Source organism: Novosphingobium barchaimii LL02, assembly GCF_001046635.1.
In the GTDB taxonomy this organism is placed as follows: Bacteria; Pseudomonadota; Alphaproteobacteria; order Sphingomonadales; family Sphingomonadaceae; genus Novosphingobium; species Novosphingobium barchaimii.
In genome coordinates this window covers 184,597-208,231 of record NZ_KQ130458.1, presented here as the reverse complement: position 1 = coordinate 208,231, position 23,635 = coordinate 184,597, and the positions used below count along the sequence as shown (strand labels likewise).

Here is a 23,635-nt window from a genome sequence, read left to right as displayed (position 1 = left end):
CTATGCCGTTTCGAGCGCGTTCTGGACCGTTGCGCCCAGGGAGCGGCCCAGCCGGTCGGTGATGATCTGCTCGGCTTCGTTCATGATGCGGTCGACAAGTTCCTTCACGGTCGGCACGTCCCGGATCAATCCGACGACCAGCCCGCAACTCCATGCACCGACATCGACCTCGCCTTCAACCATTACCTTGGGATAGACGCCCGCGACCTGCTCGAAAATATCGTCGATCTTGATCGCGTCGCCCTTTTCCCGTTCGATCTGGCGGATCTTCTCCACGCCGGGATTGTTGAGCACGCGTTCGGTATTGCGCAGCGGCCGCATCACCAGCCGCGTATCGAGTTCCGTCGCCTCGACAAGCGCCCGTTTCACATTTTCATGGACCGGCGCGTCCTGGGTCGCGACGAAACGGGTTCCCATGTTGACGCCGTCGGCGCCCAGCGCCAGCGCCGCCACCAGGCTGCGGCCGTCGGCCATGCCGCCCGACGCGACGAACGGCACGGAAAGCGCCTCCGCCGCCAATGGCAGCAGGATCATGTTGGGAATGTCGTCTTCGCCCGGATGCCCGCCGCATTCGAAGCCGTCGACGCTGACCGCGTCGCAGCCGATCCGTTCGGCCTTCAGGGCGTGGCGCACGGAGGTGCATTTGTGGATGACCTTGATGCCGGCCTGCTTGAACAGCGGCATATATTCTTCCGGGCTGCGCCCCGCCGTTTCCACGATCCGGATGCCGTTTTCGGCGATGACCTGGATATATTCGGCATAGGGCGGCGCGTTGAAGGTCGGCAGGAAGGTCAGGTTCACGCCGAACGGCTTGTCGGTCAGATCCCGTGCCTTCGCGATTTCCTGCCCCAGCAGTTCAGGGGTGCGCTGGGTCAGGCCGGTGATCAGGCCCAGGCCGCCCGCATTGGAAACCGCGGCGGCGAGGGAGGCGAAGCCGACATAGTGCATCCCGCCCTGTATGATCGGATGTTCGATCCCGAACAGTTCCGTGATCCGCGTGCGCATTCCTAAGCTCCTTCGTCGTCTGCCCAATCCGGTAACAGTGTTACCAATGAAAACATCGTTGTTCAAGCGCGGACGGCAGGATTTTAAAATTGCCTGAAAACAGTGCCTTGCGAGGAATCGATATGTCGGGCGGCGGCGGGACGGTTCTGGTCGCCGCCCCGCTGCGCATCGCCGATTCGGCCTGCCCAGGGCTTTTCCGCGCCTTGGCAGGAGCGCGGCGGAACATGATTGACATTGCAGAATGTGTATATACACATAACGCAACGAGTCGGGATGCCGGAGTGGATCGAGTCCGGTTGCGTCGCTTCGTGAAAGGCAGTCAGCGGGAACCCCGTCGCTCCCTGCCGGGCCGTGTCGCCCGGCGGCGGTCGACGGGCCGTGCCGTTCAAGCCTGTGATTTCAAGGCAACCCATCGGTCGAATGGGCCCAGGAGGGGGATTGATGATGAAAATGCTCAAGACGGCGCTTTATTTGGCTGGGGCGGCTATTCTGCCCCATGCCGCCCATGGCCAGGCGGCCCCCGCCGACCAGGGCAATGGCCTGAACAGCGTCAGCGACATCGTCGTGACGGCGCAGAAGCGCGCCCAGAGCCTCAGCACCGTGCCGATGTCGGTGACGGCGCTGACCGGGGAGCAGCTTGCGGCGCGGGGGATCAACGATGTCCAGGATCTGGCGAAGGTCACGCCCGGCCTCAATTTCGTGCAGAGCGGCAGCGGCGTGCCGGTCTATTCGCTGCGCGGCGTGGGCTTCTACGACACGGCGGTGGGTGCGCGCCCGACCGTCAGCGTCTATGTCGACGAGGCGCCCTTGCCCTTTTCCGTGATGACGACCGGCGCCGCCTTCGACCTGGAGCGGGTCGAAGTGCTCAAGGGGCCGCAGGGAACCCTGTTCGGCCAGAACGCCACGGGCGGCGCGATCAACTATATCGCCGCGAAGCCCAGGGATGAGCTGGGCGCGGGCGTGACGGCGAGTTTCGCGCGCTTCAACACGCTGGACGCGCAGGGCTATGGGCTCTGTTGCAAAGATTGGCGGCAGTCAGAGGTAGGCTGTCGCTCTGCGCCGATCAGGCGGCTGCTGCGAAATGGTGGTTGAGCATGCCCATGGCCTCCGTCAGCGCCGAGGGCCCAATGCCAAAAGCTCTCTCCACAAGGCGCACCTCGCCCCTGATGCCGGGCTGCAGGCACCAGGGGCGAGCCTGTCCTTTGCGCAGGGCTCGCATGACTTCGAATCCCTTGATCGTGGCATAGGCCGTGGGGATCGATTTGAAACCGCGCACCGGCTTGATCAGTATCTTGAGCTTTCCGTGATCGGCCTCGATCACGTTATTGAGATACTTCACCTGCCGGTGGGCCGTCTCCCGGTCCAGCTTTCCTTCGCGCTTCAATTCGGTGATCGCTGCACCATAGCTCGGCGCTTTGTCGGTATTGAGCGTGGCAGGCTTTTCCCAGTGCTTCAGGCCTCGCAGGGCCTTGCCCAGGAACCGCTTCGCTGCCTTGGCGCTGCGGGTCGGCGACAGGTAGAAATCGATCGTGTCGCCCCGCTTGTCGACTGCCCGGTACAGGTAGGTCCACTTGCCCCGCACCTTGACGTAGGTTTCATCCAGGCGCCAGCTCGGATCAAAGCCACGCCGCCAGAACCAGCGCAGCCGCTTCTCCATCTCCGGGGCGTAGCACTGGACCCAGCGATAGATCGTCGTATGGTCGACCGAAATGCCGCGTTCCGCCAGCATTTCCTCAAGGTCGCGATAGCTGATCGGATAGCGACAATACCAGCGCACCGCCCACAGGATCACATCACCCTGGAAATGGCGCCACTTGAAATCCGTCATCGTTCCGTCCGTCCAATCTCCGCCAAGCATGCTCAAGCTTCACGATTTTTGCAACAGAGCCGTCGTATCAATCAGACAAGCCTAAGGGTGAGCGAGGCTGGGTGAAACCGGCTCAGGTGGCAGCGCGGAGATACTGGTAGAGGGTTTCGCGACTGATCCCCAGGTCACGGGCGATGACGGCCTTGCGCTCGCCGTCATCAACACGGCGGTGCAGCTCGGCGACCATTTCGTCGGAGAGGGAACGTTTCCGCCCGCGATAAGCACCGCGTTGTCTGGCGACCGCAATGCCTTCGCGCTGCCGCTCCCGGATCAGGGCGCGCTCGAATTCGGCGAACGCACCCATGACCGAGAGCATCAGGTTGGCCATCGGGGAATCCTCGCCCGAGAAGGCCAGGCTTTCCTTCACGAACTCGATCCGGACGCCTCTTTTGGTGAGGGACTGAACCAGTTTGCGCAGATCGTCGAGATTACGCGCCAATCGATCCATGCTGTGGACCACGACGGTGTCACCCTCGCGGGCGAAGGCGAGCATGGCATCGAGTTCGGGGCGGTTGATGTCCTTGCCCGATGCCTTGTCGGTGAAAATCCGGTCGAGCGACTGCCCGTCCAACTGGCGATCGACATTCTGATCGAATGTGCTCACCCGGACGTAACCGATCCTCTGGCCTTTCATCGCCGCCTCCGGTCAAAATGTCAGGTTGAATTCTATGACACGGCGGAACATGCGTCAATAAATGCTTGCCATAACCCTATCCTGACAGAAACCGCCGCTGCATCCTGACGTCCGGTTAGGCTATACTCCAAGCTGACATCACAAAATCAAATCCCTCAAAGATGGCGTCAATTGCCTTGATGGGGTAAAAACTGGAGTGCTTCCAGGATGGGACATTCGGCAACGTCATCTCCAGTGCATCTGGCTAACGTGGTCGCCAGCGTCACCTCTATCTTCTGCAAATCTGCAATGCGGCGGCGGACATCTTCAAGGTGGAGTTCGGTTCTCGCCATAACCTCCGCGCAGGTTTGTGCACCGGTATCGGTGAGCGACAACAATGACCGTATCTCATCCATTGCATAGCCAAGGTCGCGCGCGCGCAGGATGAACTGCAACCTTTGCACCAGTTCCGGCGAATAGACGCGGTAGCCGTTGGAACTGCGAGGCGGCCCCGGCAGCAATCCCACCTTCTCGTAATAGCGGATGGTTTCGAGATTGCAGCCTGTTTTCCGGGCAAGCTGGGCACGCAAGATGCCGACCTGTTGCTCCATGAAAATACCTCTTGAGTCTGTAGTGGCTACAGAGCCTACACTGCGAATCACTCAGTTGGAACAAGGGATTCAAGCCATGGTCTCAACGCCGGAAGCGGGACAGCCAGCCCTCACCGAAAACCACGAGCCGAAGCAGGCAAACTGGGTTGCGGCGGGCGCATTGATCGGCGCGGGGCTCGCCTCGGCTTGCTGCGTCGTCCCGCTACTGTTGGTTATGCTCGGAATTTCCGGCGCGTGGATCGCCAACCTGACGGCGCTCGAACCTTACAAGCCCTATGTCGCAGGCGTAACGCTCGCGCTGCTCGGCTACGGCTTCTGGCATGTCTATTTCAAGCCGAAACCGCCCTGTGAAGACGGTTCCTACTGCGCTCGTCCACAATCGGCTTGGACCACCAAGGCGGTGCTGTGGCTGGGCCTTGCCGTCGCCATCCTGGCGCTCACCATCGACTGGTGGGCACCCTGGTTCTATTGAAAGGAAATACCCATGAAAAAGACAGTATGTATCGCTATGGCCGTGCTGGCTATGGCTGGCGGCGGGGTCGCCTATGCAGTTAGTGGCACGGCGCAAGATCGCCCCGCGGCTACCGCAACCGCTCAGAAGCAAACCACCTTTGCCATAGAGAACATGACCTGCGCCACCTGCCCGATCACCGTGAAGAAGGCGATGGAAGGCGTCGCCGGGGTAACGGCGGTCACGGTCGATTTCGCAGCCAAGACCGCGCGCGCAACCTATAACCCGCGCCGCACCAATGCTGCTGCGATTGCCGCTGCATCAACCAACGCGGGTTATCCGGCGCGCGCTATTCAAAACTGAGCGGGGCGCCGCCAGCGCCTCAAGAAAGTGATAAGCAATGAACGACTGTTGCAACCGCCCCGGGCAGGAAGGATTTGACGTGGCCGTCATCGGCGCGGGTTCTGCCGGGTTCTCCGCCGCGATCGCCGCTGCCGATCTGGGCGCGAAAGTGGCGCTCGTCGGTCACGGCACGATTGGCGGCACCTGTGTCAATGTTGGCTGCGTTCCTTCCAAGACGCTGATCCGCGCCGCCGAAGCGGTGCATGGTGGGCTTGCCGCCGCGCGCTTTCCCGGCCTTGGGGGCGCTGTCCAGATGGATGACTGGTCCGTATTGGCGGCGTCGAAGGACGATCTTGTCACGACGCTGCGCCAAAAAACGTATGGCCCGCCCCGTCCGCAAGAGTTTTTATTCGACTGGCAACTGACTGGTCTGCATCAACGTATACGGCATAACGGCTGGGCCGTTGCCAAGATGGAGAGCCGCACGTCCCTGGCCTCATAAAAGTCACGGCATCAAGTGCCATTTTTTTGGTCAGGCTGTTGGGACGTCGGTGAACCGTCAGGCCATCTTCAAAATTCCTCCCGCAGACATTCCGTGGATCACCAAACAGGTCGTCTGCCGGTGATCGATTGCATCAAGCGACTATCGCCGGTTTAAGAGAAAACACGGCCTTGTGCCTGATCAGCGCCCAGACGATCCGAGCCATTTTGTTGGCCAGCGCCACAACGACCGCGTTGCGATGTCGCCTTGCGAGCAGATCACGTAACCATTGCCCCAATGCTGAGTCGGTTTTCTCCAGAGTGGGCAGCGCGGCTCTCGCGCCGTGGATCAATAGCGTCCGCAAATACGTGTTCCCACGCTTGCTGATACCAAGCAACCTGGGTCTGCCACCGGTGGTGTGCTGCCTGGGCACCAGACCTAGCCAGGCGCCAAAATCTCTCGCGTGGTCGAAGCCTTCGGCGTTTCCGGCCGCGGCCAGTAGCGCCGTCGCGTTAAGCGCGCCAATCCCCGGGATCGAGGTCAGTCGTCGCGCAGTTTCGTCGGCACGAGCAAGTGCAACAAACTCTGTGTCGAGATTGCCTATCCGGGCGTCCAGACCTAACCATTCTTCGCGCATGTCGACCACGAGCTGCCGCACACGTCCTTCGGGCAAACGCTCAGGATCGTTGAGCAGCCCTTCAATAGCCTGTTCGAACTTGCGTCGCCCTTGAGGCGCAGTCATGCCCCGTTCGAGCAGCACAGCCCGGAGCTGGTTGATCAGGCTTGTGCGAGCGCCCACGAGACGGGAGCGCACCCGGTGCAGCGATTGAATATCAAGCTGCTCCTGCGTCTTGAGGTCGACAAAGCGCATCGTCGGACGCGTCGCCGCTTCCGCTATCGCTTCAGCGTCTCGATCGTCATTTTTCTGCGCTTTCACGTAGGGGCGCACATACTCCGGCGCCATCAGCTTGACCGTGTGGCCCTGAGACGACAGCAGCCGGCCGAGATAGTGCGCTCCGCAGCATGCCTCCATCGCGATCGTACAATGGGGTTGCTTTGCCGCAAAACTTACAATCGTCGCCGGCTGCATCCGACGCCGCAAAACCACCGCGCCGCTCTCATCCAGTCCGGCAAGGCTGCAGCTGTTCTTGCCTAAATCGATTCCGATCATCACAATAGTCATGGCTCGTTCCTCCTCTATTCAAGCACCGGCATTGTAACCGATGTCGGGAGAGTTGGGGCGGGCCATTCCATAAAATATGTCGATCTGCTGCCCGCCTATGACGGTGTGAGCTATATCGAGGGCAAGGCACGCTTTGCCGATGGTGCGCTGATTGTCGGCGATGCGCCCATGAAGGTCGGCAAGGTCATATTGGCGATGGGTGCGCACGCCGCCGTGCCGCCGATTCCGGGGATGGACAGCGTGCCCTACCTAACCAGCACATCGGCGCTGGCGCTGGATCGCTTGCCCAAATCGCTGCTGGTGATCGGTGGCGGGGTGATCGGGGTAGAACTGGGACAGATGTTTTCGCGTCTGGGCGTTGATGTCACCATCTGCTGCCGAAGCCGCCTGCTCCCCGAAATGGACCCGGAAGTGAGTGCCGCGCTGAAAAACTATTTGGAAGCCGAGGGCGTGCGGGTTTGCGCAGGTGTCGGCTATCAGCGTATCGCCCAAACACAGAGCGGGGTCGAATTGACCTGCGAGGGGCATTGTGACACCGTCGCGGCGGAACAGGTGCTCATCGCCACCGGACGCCGACCCAATAGCGACGGGCTTGGGCTGGAGGAGCGCGGCATAGTGCTTGCCCGTAATGGTGGAATCGTCGTCGATGACCACCTCGAAACGTCGGTTCCAGGCATTTACGCGGCGGGCGATGTAACGGGACGGGACCAGTTCGTCTACATGGCCGCCTATGGCGCAAAACTGGCCGCGCGCAACGCGGTGACGGGCAACCAATACCGCTACGACAATTCCTCCATGCCATCCGTCGTCTTCACCGACCCGCAAGTCGCCAGCGCCGGCCTCACTGAAACGACAGCACGGGCGCAAGGCCTGGACATCAAGGTTTCGCTGCTCCCGCTCGATGCTGTGCCAAGGGCACTGGCAGCACGCGATACGCGGGGTCTCATCAAACTGATTGCCGACAAGGCGAACGACCGTTTGCTGGGCGGCCAGATCATGGCACCCGAAGGCGCGGATTCGATCCAGACACTGGTGCTGGCGATCAAACACGGCATGACCACCCTGGAATTGGGTGCAACGATATTTCCTTACCTGACCACTGTGGAAGGCCTCAAACTGGCGGCCCAAACGTTTGATAAGGATGTCGCCAAACTGTCTTGCTGCGCCGGGTGATTGCTCGGGGATCAACCGGCAACGAATGGCCTCCCTCCAGTGCAAGCCGCTTTGGTGTCAATTTTGTTATTCGCCTCAGCGGGAGAGCAAAATGGCACGACGCCGACTTCTGACCGGAGACGAGCGCCGGCGCCTGTTCGATCCTCCTGTCCAAGAAACCGCGATCATTGGGCATTATACCCTTTCTGCGGAAGATGTTGAATTGGTTGGGCGCCGCTATGGTCCAGCAAATCGCCTCGGTCTGGCTGCACAAATCGCTTTGATGCGACATCCCGGCTTTGGTCTGCAACCCGAGATCGGGCTTCCCGACGTCATTCTTCAGTACCTCGCGGCACAGTTATTCGTCGATCCTTCCTCCTTCTCTGCATATGGTCAGCGCGCGCAAACCCGTACCGATCATGCCGATCTCGTGGCGCGTTATCTTGGCATACGCCCGTTTCGACGCGGCGACCTGGCACTTGCCCTGAATCTTGCCGCGCAAGCCGCCGAGTATACAGACAGAGGTGAACCGATTGTTCGCGCCCTCATGGTTGGCCTGAAGGGTGAGCGGTTCATTCTTCCGTCAGGCGACACACTGGAACGCGCCGGTCTTGCTGGCCGGGCACGCGCACGCAAAGCTGCCGCAGCCGCAATCGTCGAAGGCCTCAGCTCTGCTGAACTGACACGGCTAGACGAACTCGTAATCAACAACCCGGATTTCGGCATGACACCGCTGGCGTGGTTGCGTAATTTCGAAGAAGCCCCGACTGCGGCCAATATCAATGGCTTGCTTGAGCGCCTGCGCTATGTTCGCGGCATAGGTATCCACCCGGTAGTTGGGGGCGCCATTCCGGAATTCCGCTTTGCCCAATTTGTCCGCGAGGGCGGCGTGGCACCGGCATTCCTGCTTTCGGATTACAGCGTCAATCGCAGGCGGGCGACGTTGACGGCCGCAGTGATCGACCTTGAGGCCAGACTTGCCGATGCCGCGATCCAAATGTTTGACCGACTTATCGGCGGCATGTTCACGCGCGCGCGGCGTGGGCGCGAGCGTCGCTACCAAGATAGTATTCAGTCGGTGGGGCAACTCATGCGGCTGTTTGGCGCCACGATTACAGCACTTGATGAGGCTGTCCAGAATGGCGGCGATCCGCTCGAATTGATTGACGAAGCGGTGGGCTGGCACCGGCTTGTTGCGGCAAAGGCCCAAGTAGATGCCCTTGCTGATCTTGCCGGCGAGGACGCACTGGTAACGGCAACCGAGCGTTACGCCACGCTACGGCGTTTCAGCCCGGCATTTCTGGACGCCTTCACCTTCAAGGCGTCTGGAACAGGGACGGCACTGATCAAAGCCATCGATGTCATTCGCGATGCGAACACACGAAAGTCGCGCGACCTTCCCGATGGCGTTCCACTGCCATTCCCCAATCGGCAGTGGAAGCGTCTCATCACCGAAAGCGGCCGTATCGACCGCCGACGTTATGAAATTGCGATCATGGCAACCTTGCGTGATCGTTTGCGCGCCGGTGATGTATGGATCGAGGGAACCCGCAACTATCAGCGCTTCGATGCCTATTTGCTGGGTCGGCGCGACGCCGCCAAAGTGGCGGATGTGCTTCCGTTCGATTCAAATGCTGCATCCTACCTCGCTGACCGGGCACGAAATCTTGACTGGCGGCTGCGCCGATTTGCCAAGCAGTTGAAAACAAACAAGCTTGAGGGAGTGTCGCTCGAACGAGACCGGCTCAAGCTTCAGCAAATGCCGCCTGTCACCCCACCGGAAGCTGAAGCCCTCGATCGCAAGCTCGATACCCTGCTTCCCCGCGTGCGCATCACCGAGCTGCTGCTTGAAGTCGCCGAACGCACTGGTTTTTTGAACGCATTCCGTGACCTGCGCTCAGGCAAGGAGCACGACAACCCCAGCACGGTACTCGCCGCAATTCTGGCTGATGGCACCAACCTCGGGCTGGAGCGGATGGCCAATGCCAGCGAAGGCGTCAGCTATGCCCAACTCGCATGGACCCACAACTGGTATCTTTCACCCGAGAACTATCAGGCCGCGCTGGCCATGATCATCTCAGCCCATCACGAATTACCCTTCGCGCGGCATTGGGGCGCTGGCACCAGTTCGTCGTCCGATGGCCAGTTCTTCCGGTCGGGGCGGAGCCGTTCAGGGGCGGCGGACGTCAATGCCAAATATGGCGCCGAACCTGGCGTGAAAATCTATTCTCACCTTTCCGATCACTTCGCATCATTCGGATCACGGATCATGTCCGCGACGGCAGGTGAAGCGCCTTACGTGCTCGACGGGCTTGTCCTGGGCGCCGGCAACCTTCCGTTGCATGAGCACTATACCGATACCGGCGGCGCCACCGATCATGTTTTCGCACTCTGCCACCTACTCGGGTTCCGCTTCGCGCCCCGGCTGCGCGATATTGGCGACCGCAAGCTGGGTTCGATCGCTGCGCCATCGACATACAAGGGCATCGAAAATCTGATGGGCCGCACCATCAAAACGGCAGCGATCGAGGCCGATTGGGATGACATCGTCAGGATTGTCGCCTCAATCAAGGATGGCACGGTGGCGCCGTCAGTAATCTTGCGAAAACTTGCCGCCTACAAACGCCAGAACAGGCTGGATTTTGCATTGGCTGAACTGGGCCGTATCGAGCGCACTTTGTTCACGCTCGATTGAGGGCGTAGCGTGGAAAGTACGCCAGACGATGGAGTGGATGGCTCCCGCTCACCGGCTGAGGCAGACTGCCTCGGCTGAAGAGCGAGGAGACGGACGATGAGTGAGATTGTCACGATTGGGCTGGATATCGCGAAGTCGGTGTTCCAGGTCCATGGTGTAGACGCTGCGGGTCAGGTGGTTGTGACCCGGCAATTGAAGCGCGGACAGATGTTGAAGTTTTTCGCGGCATTGCCTCCGGTTCTGATCGGGATCGAAGCCTGCGGAACGGCGCATCACTGGGGTCGGCAGCTCCAGAACCTGGGCCACGACGTAAAACTCATCCCGCCGATCTACGTGAAACCTTACGTCAAGCGGCAGAAGAACGATGCCGCCGATGCCGAAGCGATTTGCGAGGCGGTGACGCGGCCGACAATGCGGTTCGTCGAAATCAAGTCAGTTGACCAGCAGGCTGGCGGCGTGCTGCACAAAACGCGGGCACTGCTGATCAAGCAGCGGACGATGATGTTCAATGCCGTGCGCAGCCATCTGGCCGAATTCGGTCTTGTGACGGGTACCGGCGTGGCGCAGGTGGTGCGCATGGTCGATCGGCTTGCGAAAGGGGACGAACTCGATCTTCCGGAACTGGCGCGCGAGACACTCGGCGTCTTAGCGCGCCACATTCAAGAACTGCAGGACAAGCTCACCGGGATCGATAAGCAGTTGACCCGCTGGCATTATCGCAACGACGTCAGCAACATCCTTGAAACCATCCCCGGCGTTGGTGTGATCACCGCCTCGGCGCTCGCGTCGATGGTGACCAACGCGCAGAGCTTCAGGTCGGCCCGCCATTTCGCCGCCTGGCTTGGACTCGTGCCCCGGCAAAACTCGTCAGGTGGCAAGACCCGCCTGGGCAAGATTACCAAGGGCGGCAATCGCTACCTGCGACAATTGCTGGTCGTCGGTGCGACTTCAGTGCTGCGGCATGTCCGGGCGGGCAGCGTCAAAGGCTTTGAATGGGCCAAAGCCTTGCTTGATCGCCGTCCGCCCAAGGTCGTGGCCGTTGCTCTGGCCAACAAGATGGCGCGTATTGCATGGGTGGTGATGACGCGCGGCGTCGAGTATGAAAGAAAGGAATTGGCGATCGCAGCCTGATTGGCAGGCGATGGCAAAACAAGGTTGAGGTGTGAAGACCGACTGAAGGCAAGCCATTCGATCCACCGAGCTTCGGCAAACCTGCTTAGCGTACAGGACTTCGAGTCCGCGTAAACGATGAGGAGGCCAGGGCTGGCGGAATCCTTCAAGGCCAGCAGCCGTATAAAGGCTGCACATAAAGGCCGGACACGCGACTGCACTCGATATGGCATGTCAGAACGTCAGAAAATCGCACCGCAACGCGGGAGCCATCCACACGCAACGCTAAGGACGAACAGTCAGGGAACGCTTAGGCGACGCGGCTATCCGGCGGCAGATTGAGGGCCTTGCGGCCATTGGAAGCAGCGGCTCTATCCCAGAGGAAATCGCCGGAGAAAGCAATATGCTCCCAGCCAACAGGGGAGGTATGGGCAAGCAGATCATCAGGCACCGCGACCGATGTTGACCGGAGATGTTGGGCAGCGGCATCCATGTAGATCGTGTTCCAATAGACGATCGCGGCGATGACCAGGTTGAGGCCGGATGCGCGATATTTCTGTGCCTCATGACTGCGGTCGATGATCCGACCCTGGCGGAATGTGTAGATCGCCTGCGTCAGGGCATGGCGCTGCTCGCTGTTGTTGAGGCCGGCATGGCATCGCCGGCGTAGATCGGGATTTTCCAGCCAATCCAGCATGAACAGCGTCCGCTCGATTTTGCCGATTTCCTGTAGCGCGACGTCGAGCTGGTTCTGCCGCTCATAGGCGGCGAGCTTTCGCAGCATGACCGACGGCGCCACGTGTCCGGCCTTGATCGACCCTACGAGGCGCAGCACGTCGTCCCATTGCTCAGCGATGATGTCGGACCGGATGCGCTTTCCGGCTCTGTTGCAAAAATCGTGAAGCTTGAGCATGCTTGGCGGAGATTGGACGGACGGAACGATGACGGATTTCAAGTGGCGCCATTTCCAGGGTGATGTGATCCTGTGGGCGGTGCGCTGGTATTGTCGCTATCCGATCAGCTATCGCGACCTTGAGGAAATGCTGGCGGAACGCGGCATTTCGGTCGACCATACGACGATCTATCGCTGGGTCCAGTGCTACGCCCCGGAGATGGAGAAGCGGCTGCGCTGGTTCTGGCGGCGTGGCTTTGATCCGAGCTGGCGCCTGGATGAAACCTACGTCAAGGTGCGGGGCAAGTGGACCTACCTGTACCGGGCAGTCGACAAGCGGGGCGACACGATCGATTTCTACCTGTCGCCGACCCGCAGCGCCAAGGCAGCGAAGCGGTTCCTGGGCAAGGCCCTGCGAGGCCTGAAGCACTGGGAAAAGCCTGCCACGCTCAATACCGACAAAGCGCCGAGCTATGGTGCAGCGATCACCGAATTGAAGCGCGAAGGAAAGCTGGACCGGGAGACGGCCCACCGGCAGGTGAAGTATCTCAATAACGTGATCGAGGCCGATCACGGAAAGCTCAAGATACTGATCAAGCCGGTGCGCGGTTTCAAATCGATCCCCACGGCCTATGCCACGATCAAGGGATTCGAAGTCATGCGAGCCCTGCGCAAAGGACAGGCTCGCCCCTGGTGCCTGCAGCCCGGCATCAGGGGCGAGGTGCGCCTTGTGGAGAGAGCTTTTGGCATTGGGCCCTCGGCGCTGACGGAGGCCATGGGCATGCTCAACCACCATTTCGCAGCAGCCGCCTGATCGGCGCAGAGCGACAGCCTACCTCTGACTGCCGCCAATCTTTGCAACAGAGCCCAATTCCCAACTCCTGCCCGCCGGCCACAATGCTGCAAGCGCACATGCAACAACTCACAGAGTAAGGACCTCTTCCAGCGGCGGCGCGTATTCAGCGCGCACCGCCGTCAGCTGGAGCGAAGCATCCGCCTATGCACTTGACCAGCCGGTCATTTTTTAGCATTCACGACCATTGGCATCGGCGCCAAGGCGCTTGGTTATGAAAGAAGGGAATGAGGTGACGACCCCGCGTAAGAAAACGCAGACCGACACTCCGCGGTTGCCGCGCGCCGAACGCGAGCGGCTTATCGTGGAAGGCGCCGTGCAATTCTTCGCGGAAGTAGGGTTTGGTGGTGACACACGCGAGCTAGCGAAGCGGCTGAACATCACGCACCCTTTGTTATTTCGCTATTTTGCCAGCAAGAACGCACTGATTGAACGCGTGTATCAGGAAGTATTCATCGGCCGGTGGAATCCATACTGGGAAATTGTAATCAGCAACCGCAATGTTCCGTTGCGAGAGCGGCTGGTAAATGTATACCAGGCGCTCGCCCAGACAGTGCTTAATTATGACTGGGTCCGCCTATTCATGTTCGCAGGTCTTAAGGGATCCGACATAAACGGTCGCTGGTATTCTTTCATGCAAGAACATCTCGTCAGGCCGGTTTGCGCCGAATTTCGTCACGATCTTGGCCTGCCTACGATTGAAGAGATGCCTCTCACACAGAACGAATCCGAACTCGTGCTTGGCGTCAATTCGCGCATCTTTTATCTCGGCGTCCGGAAATTCATATATGGGGTCGACACGCCTGAAAACGTCGATGCCTGGGTAGAGATGGAAATTATTCTGTTTCTGGATGGGGTCGTCAACATTTATCCCGGGCTGGTGGCTCCTCCCCAGCGCCGCGTCCGCAAGCCACGACTGGCCAGGGCCACCAAAAAAAGGCCTTCTCCCCTTGATGTAGCGTCGATAGGCTGAACCCGGCAAAACTTCCTGCTTTCAAATAAGTTAACGGCACGGCCTCGGCCCCATTGGGCCGAGGCCCATGCATATCGGGTGCCAAGCTCTGGAGGCGCAGAGAAGCTATCTTGACACGTTACCAGTTGGTCACTTAGTTAGGGCAATGATAGCGATGAGGATGGGCGCCACGGCGCGACCGTCCGGCCGCGGCTCTAATTAAGCGAGGGAGGGCAAGGGTAATGGTGCAGAGGCTCGACGTAGAGTTCCAGTCCGAAGGTGATACTGTTCGGGGTTGGCTCTACACACCCGACGAAGGCGGGCGTCGGCCCACTGTCGTGCTCGCTGGCGGCTGGTGCTATGTGCGTGAGGTCACGATGCCGACCTATGCGCAGAAGTTCGCTGAAAATGGCTTTAACGCGCTCATCATCGACTATCGCAACCTCGGGGTCAGTGGCGGCGACAATCGCCAGCATCTGGATCCCTGGGCGCAGATCCGGGATTATCAGAACGCCATCAGCTTCCTCGAGCGCCACCCTGCGGTCGACCCCGACAAGATCGGGGCCTGGGGCATTTCCTATTCCGGCGGCCATGTCATCATCCTTGCAGCGATCGACGAGCGGGTGAAAACGGTCATCAGCCATGTTCCCGTTATCGACGGATATGAGAATATGCGTCGTATCCATGGCGTAAACGGCTGGCGCCAACTTCTGAAGCTGATCGCCGATGATCGCGCGCTACGTTATGAAAAGCCCGGTGAGCAACTCTATTTGCCGCACGCCACCATTGATTACGTCAATGACATTCCTTGCTGGCCGGTGCCGGAAGCGGAAATTGTCTTTAACGAGATCAAGAAAAATGACGCGCCGCTCTATCAGAACAAGAGCACTGTCGAATCGGTCGAATTGCTCCTAAATTACAATGTGAACAGCTTTGTTGGTCGCGTCATCAACACACCTGTCATGATGGTGGTTGCCGAAGGGGACGATATTACCCTATGGGATCTTGAAATCGATACGTTCAATGCCATTCCTTGCCCCCGCAAGGAACTTGTGGTGTTGCCGCACACGACCCACATAACGCTCTATTCCGACAAGGCGAGAGGCATGATGGCCGCCGAGGCGGGACTGAGGTGGCTCAACGAGACGCTCCGCTAAGGCGAACGCTTTTCACGGCCGCCTGCGGGGTAGCCAAAGAGATATCCTCTGCGGAAAACAGGACCGGTGATCATGTCCGAAGTATATCCTCTCCAGGACCGTATCGCATTGGTGACCGGCGCATCGAGCGGTCTTGGGCGCCATTTCGGACTGCTGCTCGCGGCGAACGGCGCACATGTCGCCCTCGCGGCGCGCAGCATCGACCGGGTCGCGGACACGGCAAAGGCGATTACCGACCAAGGCGGCAAAGCACTTGCCGTAGCGCTCGATGTTACCGATCGGGCCAGCGTTGATGCGGCCGTCGCACGGATCGAGGACGAGCTCGGCCCGATCCAGATCCTTGTCAACAATGCCGGCGTCGCGGCGACCGCGCCTTTTCTCGATATGACGGAACAAGATTGGGCACAGGTTCTCGATACCAACCTGACCGGCGTCTGGCGCGTCGGCCAGGCCGTTGCCCGCCGCATGGCCCCTCTTGGGCGAGGCAGCATTATCAACATAAGCTCAATGGCTCTGTTGCAAAGATTGGCGGCAGTCAGAGGTAGGCTGTCGCTCTGCGCCGATCAGGCGGCTGCTGCGAAATGGTGGTTGAGCATGCCCATGGCCTCCGTCAGCGCCGAGGGCCCAATGCCAAAAGCTCTCTCCACAAGGCGCACCTCGCCCCTGATGCCGGGCTGCAGGCACCAGGGGCGAGCCTGTCCTTTGCGCAGGGCTCGCATGACTTCGAATCCCTTGATCGTGGCATAGGCCGTGGGGATCGATTTGAAACCGCGCACCGGCTTGATCAGTATCTTGAGCTTTCCGTGATCGGCCTCGATCACGTTATTGAGATACTTCACCTGCCGGTGGGCCGTCTCCCGGTCCAGCTTTCCTTCGCGCTTCAATTCGGTGATCGCTGCACCATAGCTCGGCGCTTTGTCGGTATTGAGCGTGGCAGGCTTTTCCCAGTGCTTCAGGCCTCGCAGGGCCTTGCCCAGGAACCGCTTCGCTGCCTTGGCGCTGCGGGTCGGCGACAGGTAGAAATCGATCGTGTCGCCCCGCTTGTCGACTGCCCGGTACAGGTAGGTCCACTTGCCCCGCACCTTGACGTAGGTTTCATCCAGGCGCCAGCTCGGATCAAAGCCACGCCGCCAGAACCAGCGCAGCCGCTTCTCCATCTCCGGGGCGTAGCACTGGACCCAGCGATAGATCGTCGTATGGTCGACCGAAATGCCGCGTTCCGCCAGCATTTCCTCAAGGTCGCGATAGCTGATCGGATAGCGACAATACCAGCGCACCGCCCACAGGATCACATCACCCTGGAAATGGCGCCACTTGAAATCCGTCATCGTTCCGTCCGTCCAATCTCCGCCAAGCATGCTCAAGCTTCACGATTTTTGCAACAGAGCCGGCAGGAGTTGGGAATTGGTCGTTACGTAGCTTCTTTTTGGCGATGTTTGTGGCGCATAGGGCTATTGACAAATGACCAAACGGTGACCTAAAGTTTCAAACAGACGCAGAGACGATAAGCGCCGTGCAAGTTGGGGCCATCCGGCCGGAAATGCTGAACGGATGGATCGGATGCTGCCAGGGGCCTGCGTGAGCGGGTTGGCAGGCTAGTTTCCCATGTACGGAAGACGAATCGGGAAAGCTCGTGGTCGGTGTGTTTCGCGAGTGAGGGGATAGACGTGCGAAAGGACGTGAGCGGTTGGATCACCCGTCTGAACGACGCGATGATCGACAACTACACAGCTTCAGGCGCATGGCGGAATGAGTCGATCGCCGATATCGCTGCGCGTCTGGTGATCGAAAAGCCTGACATGCTCGCATTTATTGAGGGCGATCGCTCGCTTTATCTGGGTAATCTTGTTACCAAGGCAAGAAAGATTGCTGCGGTACTTGCCACGCGTGGCCTAGTTCCGGGCGATGTGGTAAGCTTCCAGCTTCCCAACTGGCTCGAAACCGCGGTAATCAACCTGGCTTGTTGTATCGGCGGCTTTGTCTGCAATCCCATCATCCCAATCTATCGCGAGGCGGAGGTCGGCTACATCCTGCGCGACGGCCGTGCTAAGATTCTGTTCGTGCCGACGAGCTTCCGTGGCTTCGATTATGTCAATATGGCGCGCGCGCTTCAGGCGGGCCTTCCCGATCTTGCCACCATCGTTACCGTCCGGGGTGAGGCGGAGGGCTGTCTTGGTTATGAGGAGCTTCTCGCTTCAAACGCGCCTGACGTGGCAAGCGGCCATCCCGATCCCAATGCCGTCAAGCTGCTGCTCTATACATCGGGCACGACAAGCCATCCCAAGGGCGTTCTGCACAGCCACAATAGCTTAATGGCCGAGCTCCTTGCCGCTCGGGACTATTGGGGCCTTGGTGCGAGCGATGTGGTGCTGATGCCCTCGCCGGTTACGCATATAACCGGCTATCTTTACGCGCTCGAAATGGGTTTCGTCACCGGCTGTGCCGCGGTGTTGATGGAGCGATGGGACGCCTCTGAGGCGGTCGAGCTGATCAAGCGGCACGGCGTAACGATGAGCGTTGGCGCAACTCCCTTCCTCAGGGAACTTACGGATACGGTCGTGTCGGCCGGGGCTCTGCTCCCCACGATGCGTTTGTTTATCTGCGGCGGGGCGCCGGTTGCGCCGGAACTTGTGCGCCGGGCGGCGCAGGCGATCCCGGGGTGCGCCATATCGCGCGCCTTCGGAAGCAGCGAGGCGCCAACGGTCACGCTGGGTGTCCGGGGCGTCGAAGAGCTTGAGCTTGGCGCGACCACGGACGGGCGCATCGTCAACAATGAAGTGCGGATCATCGACGAAGCGACGGGAGCGTTGCTGGGCGAGGGGGCGGAAGGAGAGATCCTTGTTCGCGGCCCGGAGGTGATGCTGGGCTATACCGATCAAGCGCTGACGGACGATGCGTTCGATCAGGACGGCTTCTTCCGCACGGGTGATCTCGGACGGATCGAATTTGGCGATTTCCTGGCGGTGAGCGGCCGTAAAAAGGATGTTATCGTGCGCGGGGGCGAGAATATCAGCCCTCAGGAAATCGAAGATGCGCTGCATCGCTATCCTGCAATCACCGACGTCGCAGTGGTGGCGATGCCGCATGGAAGGCTGGGTGAAGGGGTCTGCGCCTATGTGATTGCGGATGCGCCCGTTTCCGTCGCCGACATTGGCAGCTTCCTCGGGGAGCAAGGGCTAGCGCGACAGAAATGGCCGGAGCGCGTGGAGATGGTCGACGCGTTTCCGCGCACGGCTTCGGGCAAAGTCCAGAAGAATATCCTGCGTGATCGCCTGGTTGCGCAGGCTCAGCCCACGGAGGCGTCCTTATGAATGGTCCGGACCTTCAACGGTCATTACGGCTTTTTGAGCGCATGCTGCTTATCCGCAGGATGGAGGAGCGGCTTGGTGACCTCGGGAAAGCCGGCGAACTTCCTGGCAATGTGCATCTTTATATTGGCCAGGAAGCGGTGGCCACCGGCGTCTGCGCACATCTTGACGACAGCGACTGGGTTGCCAGCACTCATCGCGGGCACGGTCACTTCCTGGCGAAGGGCGGAGATCCGCGCGCTATGGCGGCGGAGCTCATGGGCAAAGAGACCGGCATTTGCCACGGCAAGGGCGGCTCGATGCATGTTGCCGACGTCTCGAAGGGCATATTGGGCGCCAACGGCATTGTCGGCGGTGGCGTAGGGCTCGCGGTCGGTGCGGCACTCGGCGCGCAGCTTGACGGCGAGGGCCGGGTTGCCGTGGTGTTTTTCGGTGACGGTGCGTCCAGCCAGGGCGTCATTTCCGAGGCGCTGAACATCGCCGCCCTGTGGAAGCTTCCACTGTTGCTGGTCTGCGAGAATAACGGATTTTCTCAATTCTCCCCTTATGAGACGGTGAACGCTGGCGATATCTGGCGCCGCGCCGAACCGTTTGGCATGCCCGGCGCGCTGGTCGACGGCAATGACGTCCACGCCGTATGGCGGGTCGTTGGCGAGGCGGTTGCGCGGGCGCGCTCAGGCGAAGGGGCCACGCTCATCGAGGCTCGTACCTATCGCTGGCGGACTCATGTCGAATCCGAAGAAAGCTTCCTTGCAGCGCCTTATCGCACCCAGGAAGAAGTCGAGAGCTGGAAGCAGCGCGATCCGATTAGCCGGCTGGAAGAATTTCTCGTCTCCGAGGATCTGGAAAAGGACGTGGCCGCTATCCGGGCCAGGGTCGAGGGCGTTACCGAAAGCGCCATCACCGATGCTTTGAATGATCCTCTTCCCCCTGTCTCCCGTGCTTTTGAGGATATGTTCGCCAATGGCTAAGCGGCGCCTCATCCATGCTGTCAACGAAGCGCTTCATGAAGAAATGGAGCGCGACGATCGTGTGATCCTCTATGGCGAGGATGTCAGGATCGGCTTGTTCGGCGATACACGCGGCCTCTTCGACAAGTTCGGGGGCAAGCGGGTGATCAACACGCCAATCTCCGAGGTTGTCATGACCGGTATGGCGGTTGGGATGGCAGCGGCCGGCTATCGCCCGATCTGCCACATGATGTATGGCAACTTCCTTTATACCGGCTTTGACTCCATCGCGAACCAGGCCGCCAAGCTTCGCTATATGACGGCGGGCCAGCTCAAGCTGCCGCTCGTTTACCTGGCATCTACAGGTGCCGGCCGCTCATCTGGCGCCCAGCATTCCGATGCACCCTATCCAGGCGTTATGAACCTTGGCGGCATCAAGGTCGTGATCCCCAGCACGCCAGCCGACGCCAAGGGTTTGATGAAGGCCAGCATCCGTGAGGATAATCCGGTCCTCTTCCTGCTGCCCACCCGCCGCGGCGGCGAGCAAGGAGAAGTGCCCGATGGCGATCATGTCGTGCCGCTCGGCAAGGGATCGGTGAAGCGCGAGGGTCGCGATGTCACGGTGGTCGCGATCGGTGTGATGGTGCGTCATGCAATGCGCGCAGCGGCGACATTGTCCGAAGAGGGGATCGAGGTCGAAGTTGTCGATCCGATGACGCTCTTCCCGCTCGATAAGGAGCTGATCCTGGCCTCGGTTCGCAAGACCGGGCGCCTAGTAATCCTCGATGAGGCGCGTGCTACATGCAGCGCCGCAAGTGAAATTGCCGCTATCGTCGCCGAACAGGGTTTTGCTTCGTTGCGTGGTCCCGTGCGCCGGGTCACCGTGCAGGATGTGGCGATCCCGTTCGCGCCCCATCTCGAAAATGCGGTGATCCCTGATGAGGCTATGGTTGAGGCTGCGATCCGCGCGGCTGTACGCGATGGAGACGTTGCATGAAGATGTCGCTTAAGTTGCCGATGTTTGGCATGAACATGGAAGAAGGCACGATCGCTGGCACGTACAGCTGGGCGCAGACTTTGCTCTCGGTGACATCCTTTATGAGGTGGAAACCGAAAAGGTGACGTCCGAGGTGGAAGCCCCGTGCGATGGAACTCTCATTGAAATATTGGTTTCTGAAGGTGATGATGCTGCTGTTGGAGCGGCAGTCTGCCGAATAGAAACGAAATAATTGTCCTGACACCGGAGTGAAGTGGGCAGGAGACACGGATAGTTTTTCAACGCGACCGAAGAAAAAATGTTTAAGAGCGCGAAACGATACTTCGGTCATATCTAGGGAGGGATGGTTATGATTGTCAGACCAGAAAGCACAACGAAACGGCACGGCATTAACTTATACGCATCGGGCGTCGCGCTTCTTTGCTTCTGTTCGCCCGCATTCGCCCAGAGCGAGGCTCCGGCGGAGCAGCCTGCTGCCCAATCCGCAGCCGCCGAAGCGCCGCAGAGTGAAAGTCTGGGTGCCGGCGAGATCATCGTCACCGCCAGCAAGCGCGCTGAATCGATCAACAAGGTCGGCCTCACGATTGCGGCGGTCAGTGGCGATCAGCTCGTCAAGCAGGGTATCAGCAGCGTCCAGGATTTGACCAAGGCCGTCCCGGGTCTGACCTATGCGCGGTCGGCATTCGGCACCCCGGTGTTCACGCTGCGTGGCGTCGGCTATTTCGATACCGCTCTGGCGGCATCGCCTGCGGTTAGCGTTTATGTCGACCAGGCGCCTCTCAGCTTCTCCGCGCTGCCCGGCATCGGGGTCGGTTTGGACATGGAGCGTGTTGAGGTACTGAAAGGTCCGCAGGGCATTCTGTTCGGCCAGAATTCCACCGGCGGCGCGATCAACTACATCGCCAACAAGCCGACCGACACTCTGACGAGCGGGTTCAGCCTTGGCTATGGACGATTTAGCACGGTTGAAGGCGAAGCTTTCATCAGTGGACCTGTGACCGACACGCTCAATATACGGCTCGCTGGCCGCAGCACTTATGCGGGATCGTGGCAGAAAAATTACTTCTCTCGTCCAGGTGACGAGTTCGGGAAGCGGCGGGAATTCGCTGGCCGTATCACTCTAGACTGGAAGCCCACCGATAGACTCAGTTTCATGGCCAGCCTGAGTGGTTGGCATGACGGCAGCGAGCCGCAGATCGGGCAGTACATCTTCCTGCGTCCTGCCACGGCGGGGCAGGAGCAATTTTTGAGCCCTCAGCTTTATAATTTCGAAACGGGTACATTGGTGACGCCATATGCGCCGCGCAAGGCGCGCGCCGCCGATTGGTCCGCGGATGCTGAACCTTTCCGTGACGACAGAATGTATAATGCCGCGCTGCGTACCGACTATGACGTGACCGATAATCTGACCCTGACCTCGATCACTTCTTATTCGGACTATAAGCGTAATAGCCGGGCGGCGGATGACGGCACTGCGGTGCAAGACTATGATTATGTCGCCAACGACGGATATATTCGTGACTTCAACCAGGAATTGCGCCTGTCGAACGACGCCGCATCGCGCATGCGGGTCACCGTCGGTGCTAATTATCAGCACAGCAAAGTCTATGAGCTAAGCAAGATTTCCAATGGAGATAGCATCGTCTCGAATTTCTCTCAGATAGACGGGACGAGCACTTTGCTGCCGGTGCCATTTTCCAGAGGATCGGATTTCAGCCGGCAGACGATCGAAAATTATGCGTTCTTTGGAAACGTCGATTTCGATGTGACAGACACCATCACGGTGAAGGGTGGCCTTCGCTATACGAACAGCAAGCGCCATTTCGTCGGCTGCACCTTTGATGATAATTTCGACCCGATACATGGCGACGACGCCCGGCGCAGGCTGTTCGACATTATCCACACGTTCGCCAGATCCCTGGTGGGCCTGGGAGCATCGACCCCCCTGCAGCCGGGTGACTGCACCAGTGCGATCGACCCGCTGACGGATGCCAACGGCAATCCACTTATCGGTGTAGAGAATGGGCAACGGCCGGATGCCTTTGAGAGCATCCTCGGCGATACCAACCTCAATGAGGATAATCTGTCCTGGAAGGTTGGCGTCGACTTCAAGCCGGTGGCTGGTTCGCTATTTTACGCGAACGTGACCAAGGGCTATAAGGCAGGCAGCTTCCCAACGATTTCGGCGGCGACTGTCAGTCAATATCGTCCGGTCGTTCAGGAATCGGTCATTGCCTACGAAGCGGGTTTCAAGCAGGAGCTGTTCGACCGCTCGGTGCTGCTCACCGGTGCTGGCTTCTACTATGACTACCGCAACAAGCAGCTGATGGGCTTCTTCGATCAGCCGCCTTTCGGCATCGCGTTCGCACTCGACAACGTGCCTAAGTCCACCGTCAAGGGCGGTGAGCTGGCCATCGTATGGCGGCCGGTCGATGGCCTCAACCTCAGTGGCGCGGTGACCTATGTCGACGCGAAGATCAAAAAATACTCCGGTCTGAATTCCGACGGGGTATTTACTGACTTTGCCGGCGACCGGGTGCCATTCGCTCCGAAATGGAATGCGAGTGCAAACGCCGACTATACCGTTCCGCTTGGCGCCAGCCTGGCAGTGAATTTGGGTGCCAGCCTGACCTATAACAGCAGCACGCAGGCTGCGATCGGTCATGATGCGGTGACGAAGGCGGTAACCTACATCAAGCCGTTTACCACCGTTGATGCTCGCATTGCACTTCAGGATGCGGACAATGCATGGCAGGTCCAGTTCTGGGTGAAGAATCTGACCAACGAATATTACTGGAACAACGTAGCGTTCCTGTACGATACGGCGGTTCGGTATGCGGCCATGCCACGCACCTACGGAGTAAAGACCAGCTTCCGTTTCTAAAGCTGATCGGAGGATCTTGGGTTGGTCTGTCGAGATTGGCCTGGGATCTCCCCTCCTCTGCCGGCATGAAGCCGGTGGTGCATTGAATGGATACGGCCGGAGCATCCGATTTTTCGGACGCTCCGGCCGTAA

General features: G+C 59.6%; 19 protein-coding genes and 4 pseudogenes. 15 read left to right on the top strand and 8 right to left on the bottom strand.

What is annotated here, in order from left to right; all coding sequences use genetic code 11:
• Positions 1–1,005, bottom strand: a complete 1,005-nt coding sequence (locus tag V474_RS21595) for an NAD(P)H-dependent flavin oxidoreductase (protein WP_015449285.1) — start codon at positions 1,003–1,005, stop codon at positions 1–3.
• 441 nt (positions 1,006–1,446) lie between these two features.
• On the opposite strand from V474_RS21595, the pseudogene V474_RS21590 reads away from it, so the two are divergent.
• Positions 1,447–2,013, top strand: a pseudogene (locus V474_RS21590) (TonB-dependent receptor plug domain-containing protein); the annotation flags it as partial.
• A 55-nt stretch (positions 2,014–2,068) separates the two neighbouring features.
• On the opposite strand, the gene V474_RS21585 reads toward V474_RS21590, so the two are convergent.
• The 3 genes from V474_RS21585 to V474_RS21575 form a co-directional block, all read right to left on the bottom strand.
• Positions 2,069–2,833 carry an IS6-like element IS6100 family transposase gene (locus V474_RS21585; RefSeq protein ID WP_001389365.1) on the bottom strand — a complete coding sequence of 255 codons (765 nt, stop codon included), beginning with the start codon at positions 2,831–2,833 and terminating at the stop codon, positions 2,069–2,071.
• A 112-nt stretch (positions 2,834–2,945) separates the two neighbouring features.
• Positions 2,946–3,506, bottom strand: coding sequence for a recombinase family protein (locus V474_RS21580; RefSeq protein ID WP_017184234.1), 561 nt, complete (start codon positions 3,504–3,506; stop codon positions 2,946–2,948).
• 167 nt (positions 3,507–3,673) lie between these two features.
• The gene (locus V474_RS21575) at positions 3,674–4,096 is read right to left on the bottom strand and encodes a MerR family transcriptional regulator (protein WP_014072603.1); all 423 of its coding nucleotides are present in this window, start codon (positions 4,094–4,096) and stop codon (positions 3,674–3,676) included.
• Between the two features lie 76 nt (positions 4,097–4,172).
• On the opposite strand from V474_RS21575, the gene V474_RS21570 reads away from it, so the two are divergent.
• The 3 genes from V474_RS21570 to V474_RS21560 all read left to right on the top strand — a co-directional run bounded on the left by V474_RS21570 (position 4,173) and on the right by V474_RS21560 (position 5,391).
• Positions 4,173–4,568 (top strand): mercuric transporter MerT family protein, encoded by a 396-nt coding sequence (locus V474_RS21570; protein WP_014072602.1) that lies wholly within the window; start codon positions 4,173–4,175, stop codon positions 4,566–4,568.
• 36 nt (positions 4,569–4,604) lie between these two features.
• A complete protein-coding gene (locus V474_RS25230) occupies positions 4,605–4,910 on the top strand; it encodes a heavy-metal-associated domain-containing protein (protein WP_017503487.1) in 306 nt (101 codons plus the stop codon).
• Positions 4,911–4,989: 79 nt separating this feature from the next.
• Entirely contained in the window at positions 4,990–5,391 is a 402-nt protein-coding gene (locus V474_RS21560) for an FAD-dependent oxidoreductase (RefSeq protein WP_407938357.1), read from the top strand.
• A gap of 133 nt (positions 5,392–5,524) precedes the next feature.
• On the opposite strand, the gene V474_RS21555 is transcribed toward V474_RS21560, so the two are convergent.
• A complete protein-coding gene (locus V474_RS21555) occupies positions 5,525–6,553 on the bottom strand; it encodes an IS110 family RNA-guided transposase (protein WP_059153006.1) in 1,029 nt (342 codons plus the stop codon).
• On the opposite strand from V474_RS21555, the gene V474_RS21550 reads away from it, so the two are divergent.
• From V474_RS21550 to V474_RS21540, 3 genes and pseudogenes are all read left to right on the top strand, one after another.
• Complete coding sequence (locus tag V474_RS21550) at positions 6,527–7,726, top strand: dihydrolipoyl dehydrogenase family protein (RefSeq protein ID WP_330219654.1); 1,200 nt, start codon at positions 6,527–6,529, stop codon at positions 7,724–7,726. The two genes, V474_RS21555 and V474_RS21550, sit on opposite strands and share 27 nt — an antisense overlap.
• A gap of 91 nt (positions 7,727–7,817) precedes the next feature.
• Positions 7,818–10,397, top strand: a pseudogene (locus V474_RS21545) (Tn3 family transposase); the annotation flags it as partial.
• A gap of 99 nt (positions 10,398–10,496) precedes the next feature.
• Positions 10,497–11,531, top strand: a complete 1,035-nt coding sequence (locus tag V474_RS21540; protein ID WP_010338606.1) for an IS110 family RNA-guided transposase — start codon at positions 10,497–10,499, stop codon at positions 11,529–11,531.
• A 289-nt stretch (positions 11,532–11,820) separates the two neighbouring features.
• Here the strand turns inward: V474_RS21540 and V474_RS21535 are convergent.
• Positions 11,821–12,399: pseudogene (locus V474_RS21535) on the bottom strand (Tn3 family transposase); the annotation flags it as partial.
• A 52-nt stretch (positions 12,400–12,451) separates the two neighbouring features.
• On the opposite strand from V474_RS21535, the gene V474_RS21530 reads away from it, so the two are divergent.
• The 4 genes and pseudogenes from V474_RS21530 to V474_RS25225 form a co-directional block, all read left to right on the top strand.
• Positions 12,452–13,216: an IS6-like element IS6100 family transposase gene (locus tag V474_RS21530; protein ID WP_001389365.1), complete on the top strand. Its 765-nt coding sequence runs from the start codon at positions 12,452–12,454 to the stop codon at positions 13,214–13,216.
• A 253-nt stretch (positions 13,217–13,469) separates the two neighbouring features.
• Complete coding sequence (locus V474_RS21525; RefSeq protein WP_007686274.1) at positions 13,470–14,228, top strand: TetR/AcrR family transcriptional regulator; 759 nt, start codon at positions 13,470–13,472, stop codon at positions 14,226–14,228.
• Positions 14,229–14,449: 221 nt separating this feature from the next.
• On the top strand, positions 14,450–15,364 hold the full coding sequence (locus tag V474_RS21520) for an alpha/beta hydrolase (protein WP_013040178.1): 915 nt from the start codon (positions 14,450–14,452) through the stop codon (positions 15,362–15,364).
• 72 nt (positions 15,365–15,436) lie between these two features.
• Positions 15,437–15,832: pseudogene (locus tag V474_RS25225) on the top strand (SDR family NAD(P)-dependent oxidoreductase); the annotation flags it as partial.
• Between the two features lie 95 nt (positions 15,833–15,927).
• Here V474_RS25225 and V474_RS21510 read toward each other — a convergent pair.
• On the bottom strand, positions 15,928–16,692 hold the full coding sequence (locus V474_RS21510; RefSeq protein ID WP_001389365.1) for an IS6-like element IS6100 family transposase: 765 nt from the start codon (positions 16,690–16,692) through the stop codon (positions 15,928–15,930).
• A 351-nt stretch (positions 16,693–17,043) separates the two neighbouring features.
• On the opposite strand from V474_RS21510, the gene V474_RS21505 reads away from it, so the two are divergent.
• The 3 genes from V474_RS21505 to V474_RS21495 are packed head-to-tail and all read left to right on the top strand — an operon-like array spanning position 17,044 to position 20,619.
• Positions 17,044–18,675: an AMP-binding protein gene (locus V474_RS21505; RefSeq protein WP_236711378.1), complete on the top strand. Its 1,632-nt coding sequence runs from the start codon at positions 17,044–17,046 to the stop codon at positions 18,673–18,675.
• A complete protein-coding gene (locus V474_RS21500) occupies positions 18,672–19,643 on the top strand; it encodes a thiamine pyrophosphate-dependent dehydrogenase E1 component subunit alpha (protein WP_013040176.1) in 972 nt (323 codons plus the stop codon). Before V474_RS21505 ends, V474_RS21500 begins: the two co-directional genes overlap by 4 nt.
• Positions 19,588–20,619, top strand: a complete 1,032-nt coding sequence (locus V474_RS21495) for an alpha-ketoacid dehydrogenase subunit beta (protein WP_236614750.1) — start codon at positions 19,588–19,590, stop codon at positions 20,617–20,619. The genes V474_RS21500 and V474_RS21495 overlap by 56 nt, the downstream gene beginning before the upstream one ends.
• Here V474_RS21495 and V474_RS27025 read toward each other — a convergent pair.
• Positions 20,567–20,950 (bottom strand): hypothetical protein, encoded by a 384-nt coding sequence (locus tag V474_RS27025; protein ID WP_456237695.1) that lies wholly within the window; start codon positions 20,948–20,950, stop codon positions 20,567–20,569. The genes V474_RS21495 and V474_RS27025 overlap by 53 nt on opposite strands.
• A gap of 18 nt (positions 20,951–20,968) precedes the next feature.
• Here V474_RS27025 and V474_RS21485 point away from each other — a divergent pair, with 18 nt between their 5' ends.
• Positions 20,969–23,503, top strand: coding sequence for a TonB-dependent receptor (locus tag V474_RS21485; RefSeq protein ID WP_059153309.1), 2,535 nt, complete (start codon positions 20,969–20,971; stop codon positions 23,501–23,503).
• Positions 23,504–23,635: the final 132 nt, after the last annotated feature.

Excerpts from the sequence above, each read along its gene's own strand:
- V474_RS21595 (WP_015449285.1), bottom strand. The coding sequence starts at position 1,005 with ATGCGCACGCGGATCACGGAACTGTTCGGGATCGAACATCCGATCATA.
- V474_RS21585 (WP_001389365.1), bottom strand. The coding sequence starts at position 2,833 with ATGACGGATTTCAAGTGGCGCCATTTCCAGGGTGATGTGATCCTGTGG.
- V474_RS21580 (WP_017184234.1), bottom strand. The coding sequence starts at position 3,506 with ATGAAAGGCCAGAGGATCGGTTACGTCCGGGTGAGCACATTCGATCAG.
- V474_RS21575 (WP_014072603.1), bottom strand. The coding sequence starts at position 4,096 with ATGGAGCAACAGGTCGGCATCTTGCGTGCCCAGCTTGCCCGGAAAACA.
- V474_RS21570 (WP_014072602.1), top strand. The coding sequence starts at position 4,173 with ATGGTCTCAACGCCGGAAGCGGGACAGCCAGCCCTCACCGAAAACCAC.
- V474_RS25230 (WP_017503487.1), top strand. The coding sequence starts at position 4,605 with ATGGCCGTGCTGGCTATGGCTGGCGGCGGGGTCGCCTATGCAGTTAGT.
- V474_RS21555 (WP_059153006.1), bottom strand. The coding sequence starts at position 6,553 with ATGACTATTGTGATGATCGGAATCGATTTAGGCAAGAACAGCTGCAGC.
- V474_RS21540 (WP_010338606.1), top strand. The coding sequence starts at position 10,497 with ATGAGTGAGATTGTCACGATTGGGCTGGATATCGCGAAGTCGGTGTTC.
- V474_RS21530 (WP_001389365.1), top strand. The coding sequence starts at position 12,452 with ATGACGGATTTCAAGTGGCGCCATTTCCAGGGTGATGTGATCCTGTGG.
- V474_RS21525 (WP_007686274.1), top strand. The coding sequence starts at position 13,470 with ATGAAAGAAGGGAATGAGGTGACGACCCCGCGTAAGAAAACGCAGACC.
- V474_RS21520 (WP_013040178.1), top strand. The coding sequence starts at position 14,450 with ATGGTGCAGAGGCTCGACGTAGAGTTCCAGTCCGAAGGTGATACTGTT.
- V474_RS21510 (WP_001389365.1), bottom strand. The coding sequence starts at position 16,692 with ATGACGGATTTCAAGTGGCGCCATTTCCAGGGTGATGTGATCCTGTGG.
- V474_RS21500 (WP_013040176.1), top strand. The coding sequence starts at position 18,672 with ATGAATGGTCCGGACCTTCAACGGTCATTACGGCTTTTTGAGCGCATG.
- V474_RS21495 (WP_236614750.1), top strand. The coding sequence starts at position 19,588 with ATGATCCTCTTCCCCCTGTCTCCCGTGCTTTTGAGGATATGTTCGCCA.
- V474_RS27025 (WP_456237695.1), bottom strand. The coding sequence starts at position 20,950 with ATGACCGAAGTATCGTTTCGCGCTCTTAAACATTTTTTCTTCGGTCGC.
- V474_RS21485 (WP_059153309.1), top strand. The coding sequence starts at position 20,969 with ATGATTGTCAGACCAGAAAGCACAACGAAACGGCACGGCATTAACTTA.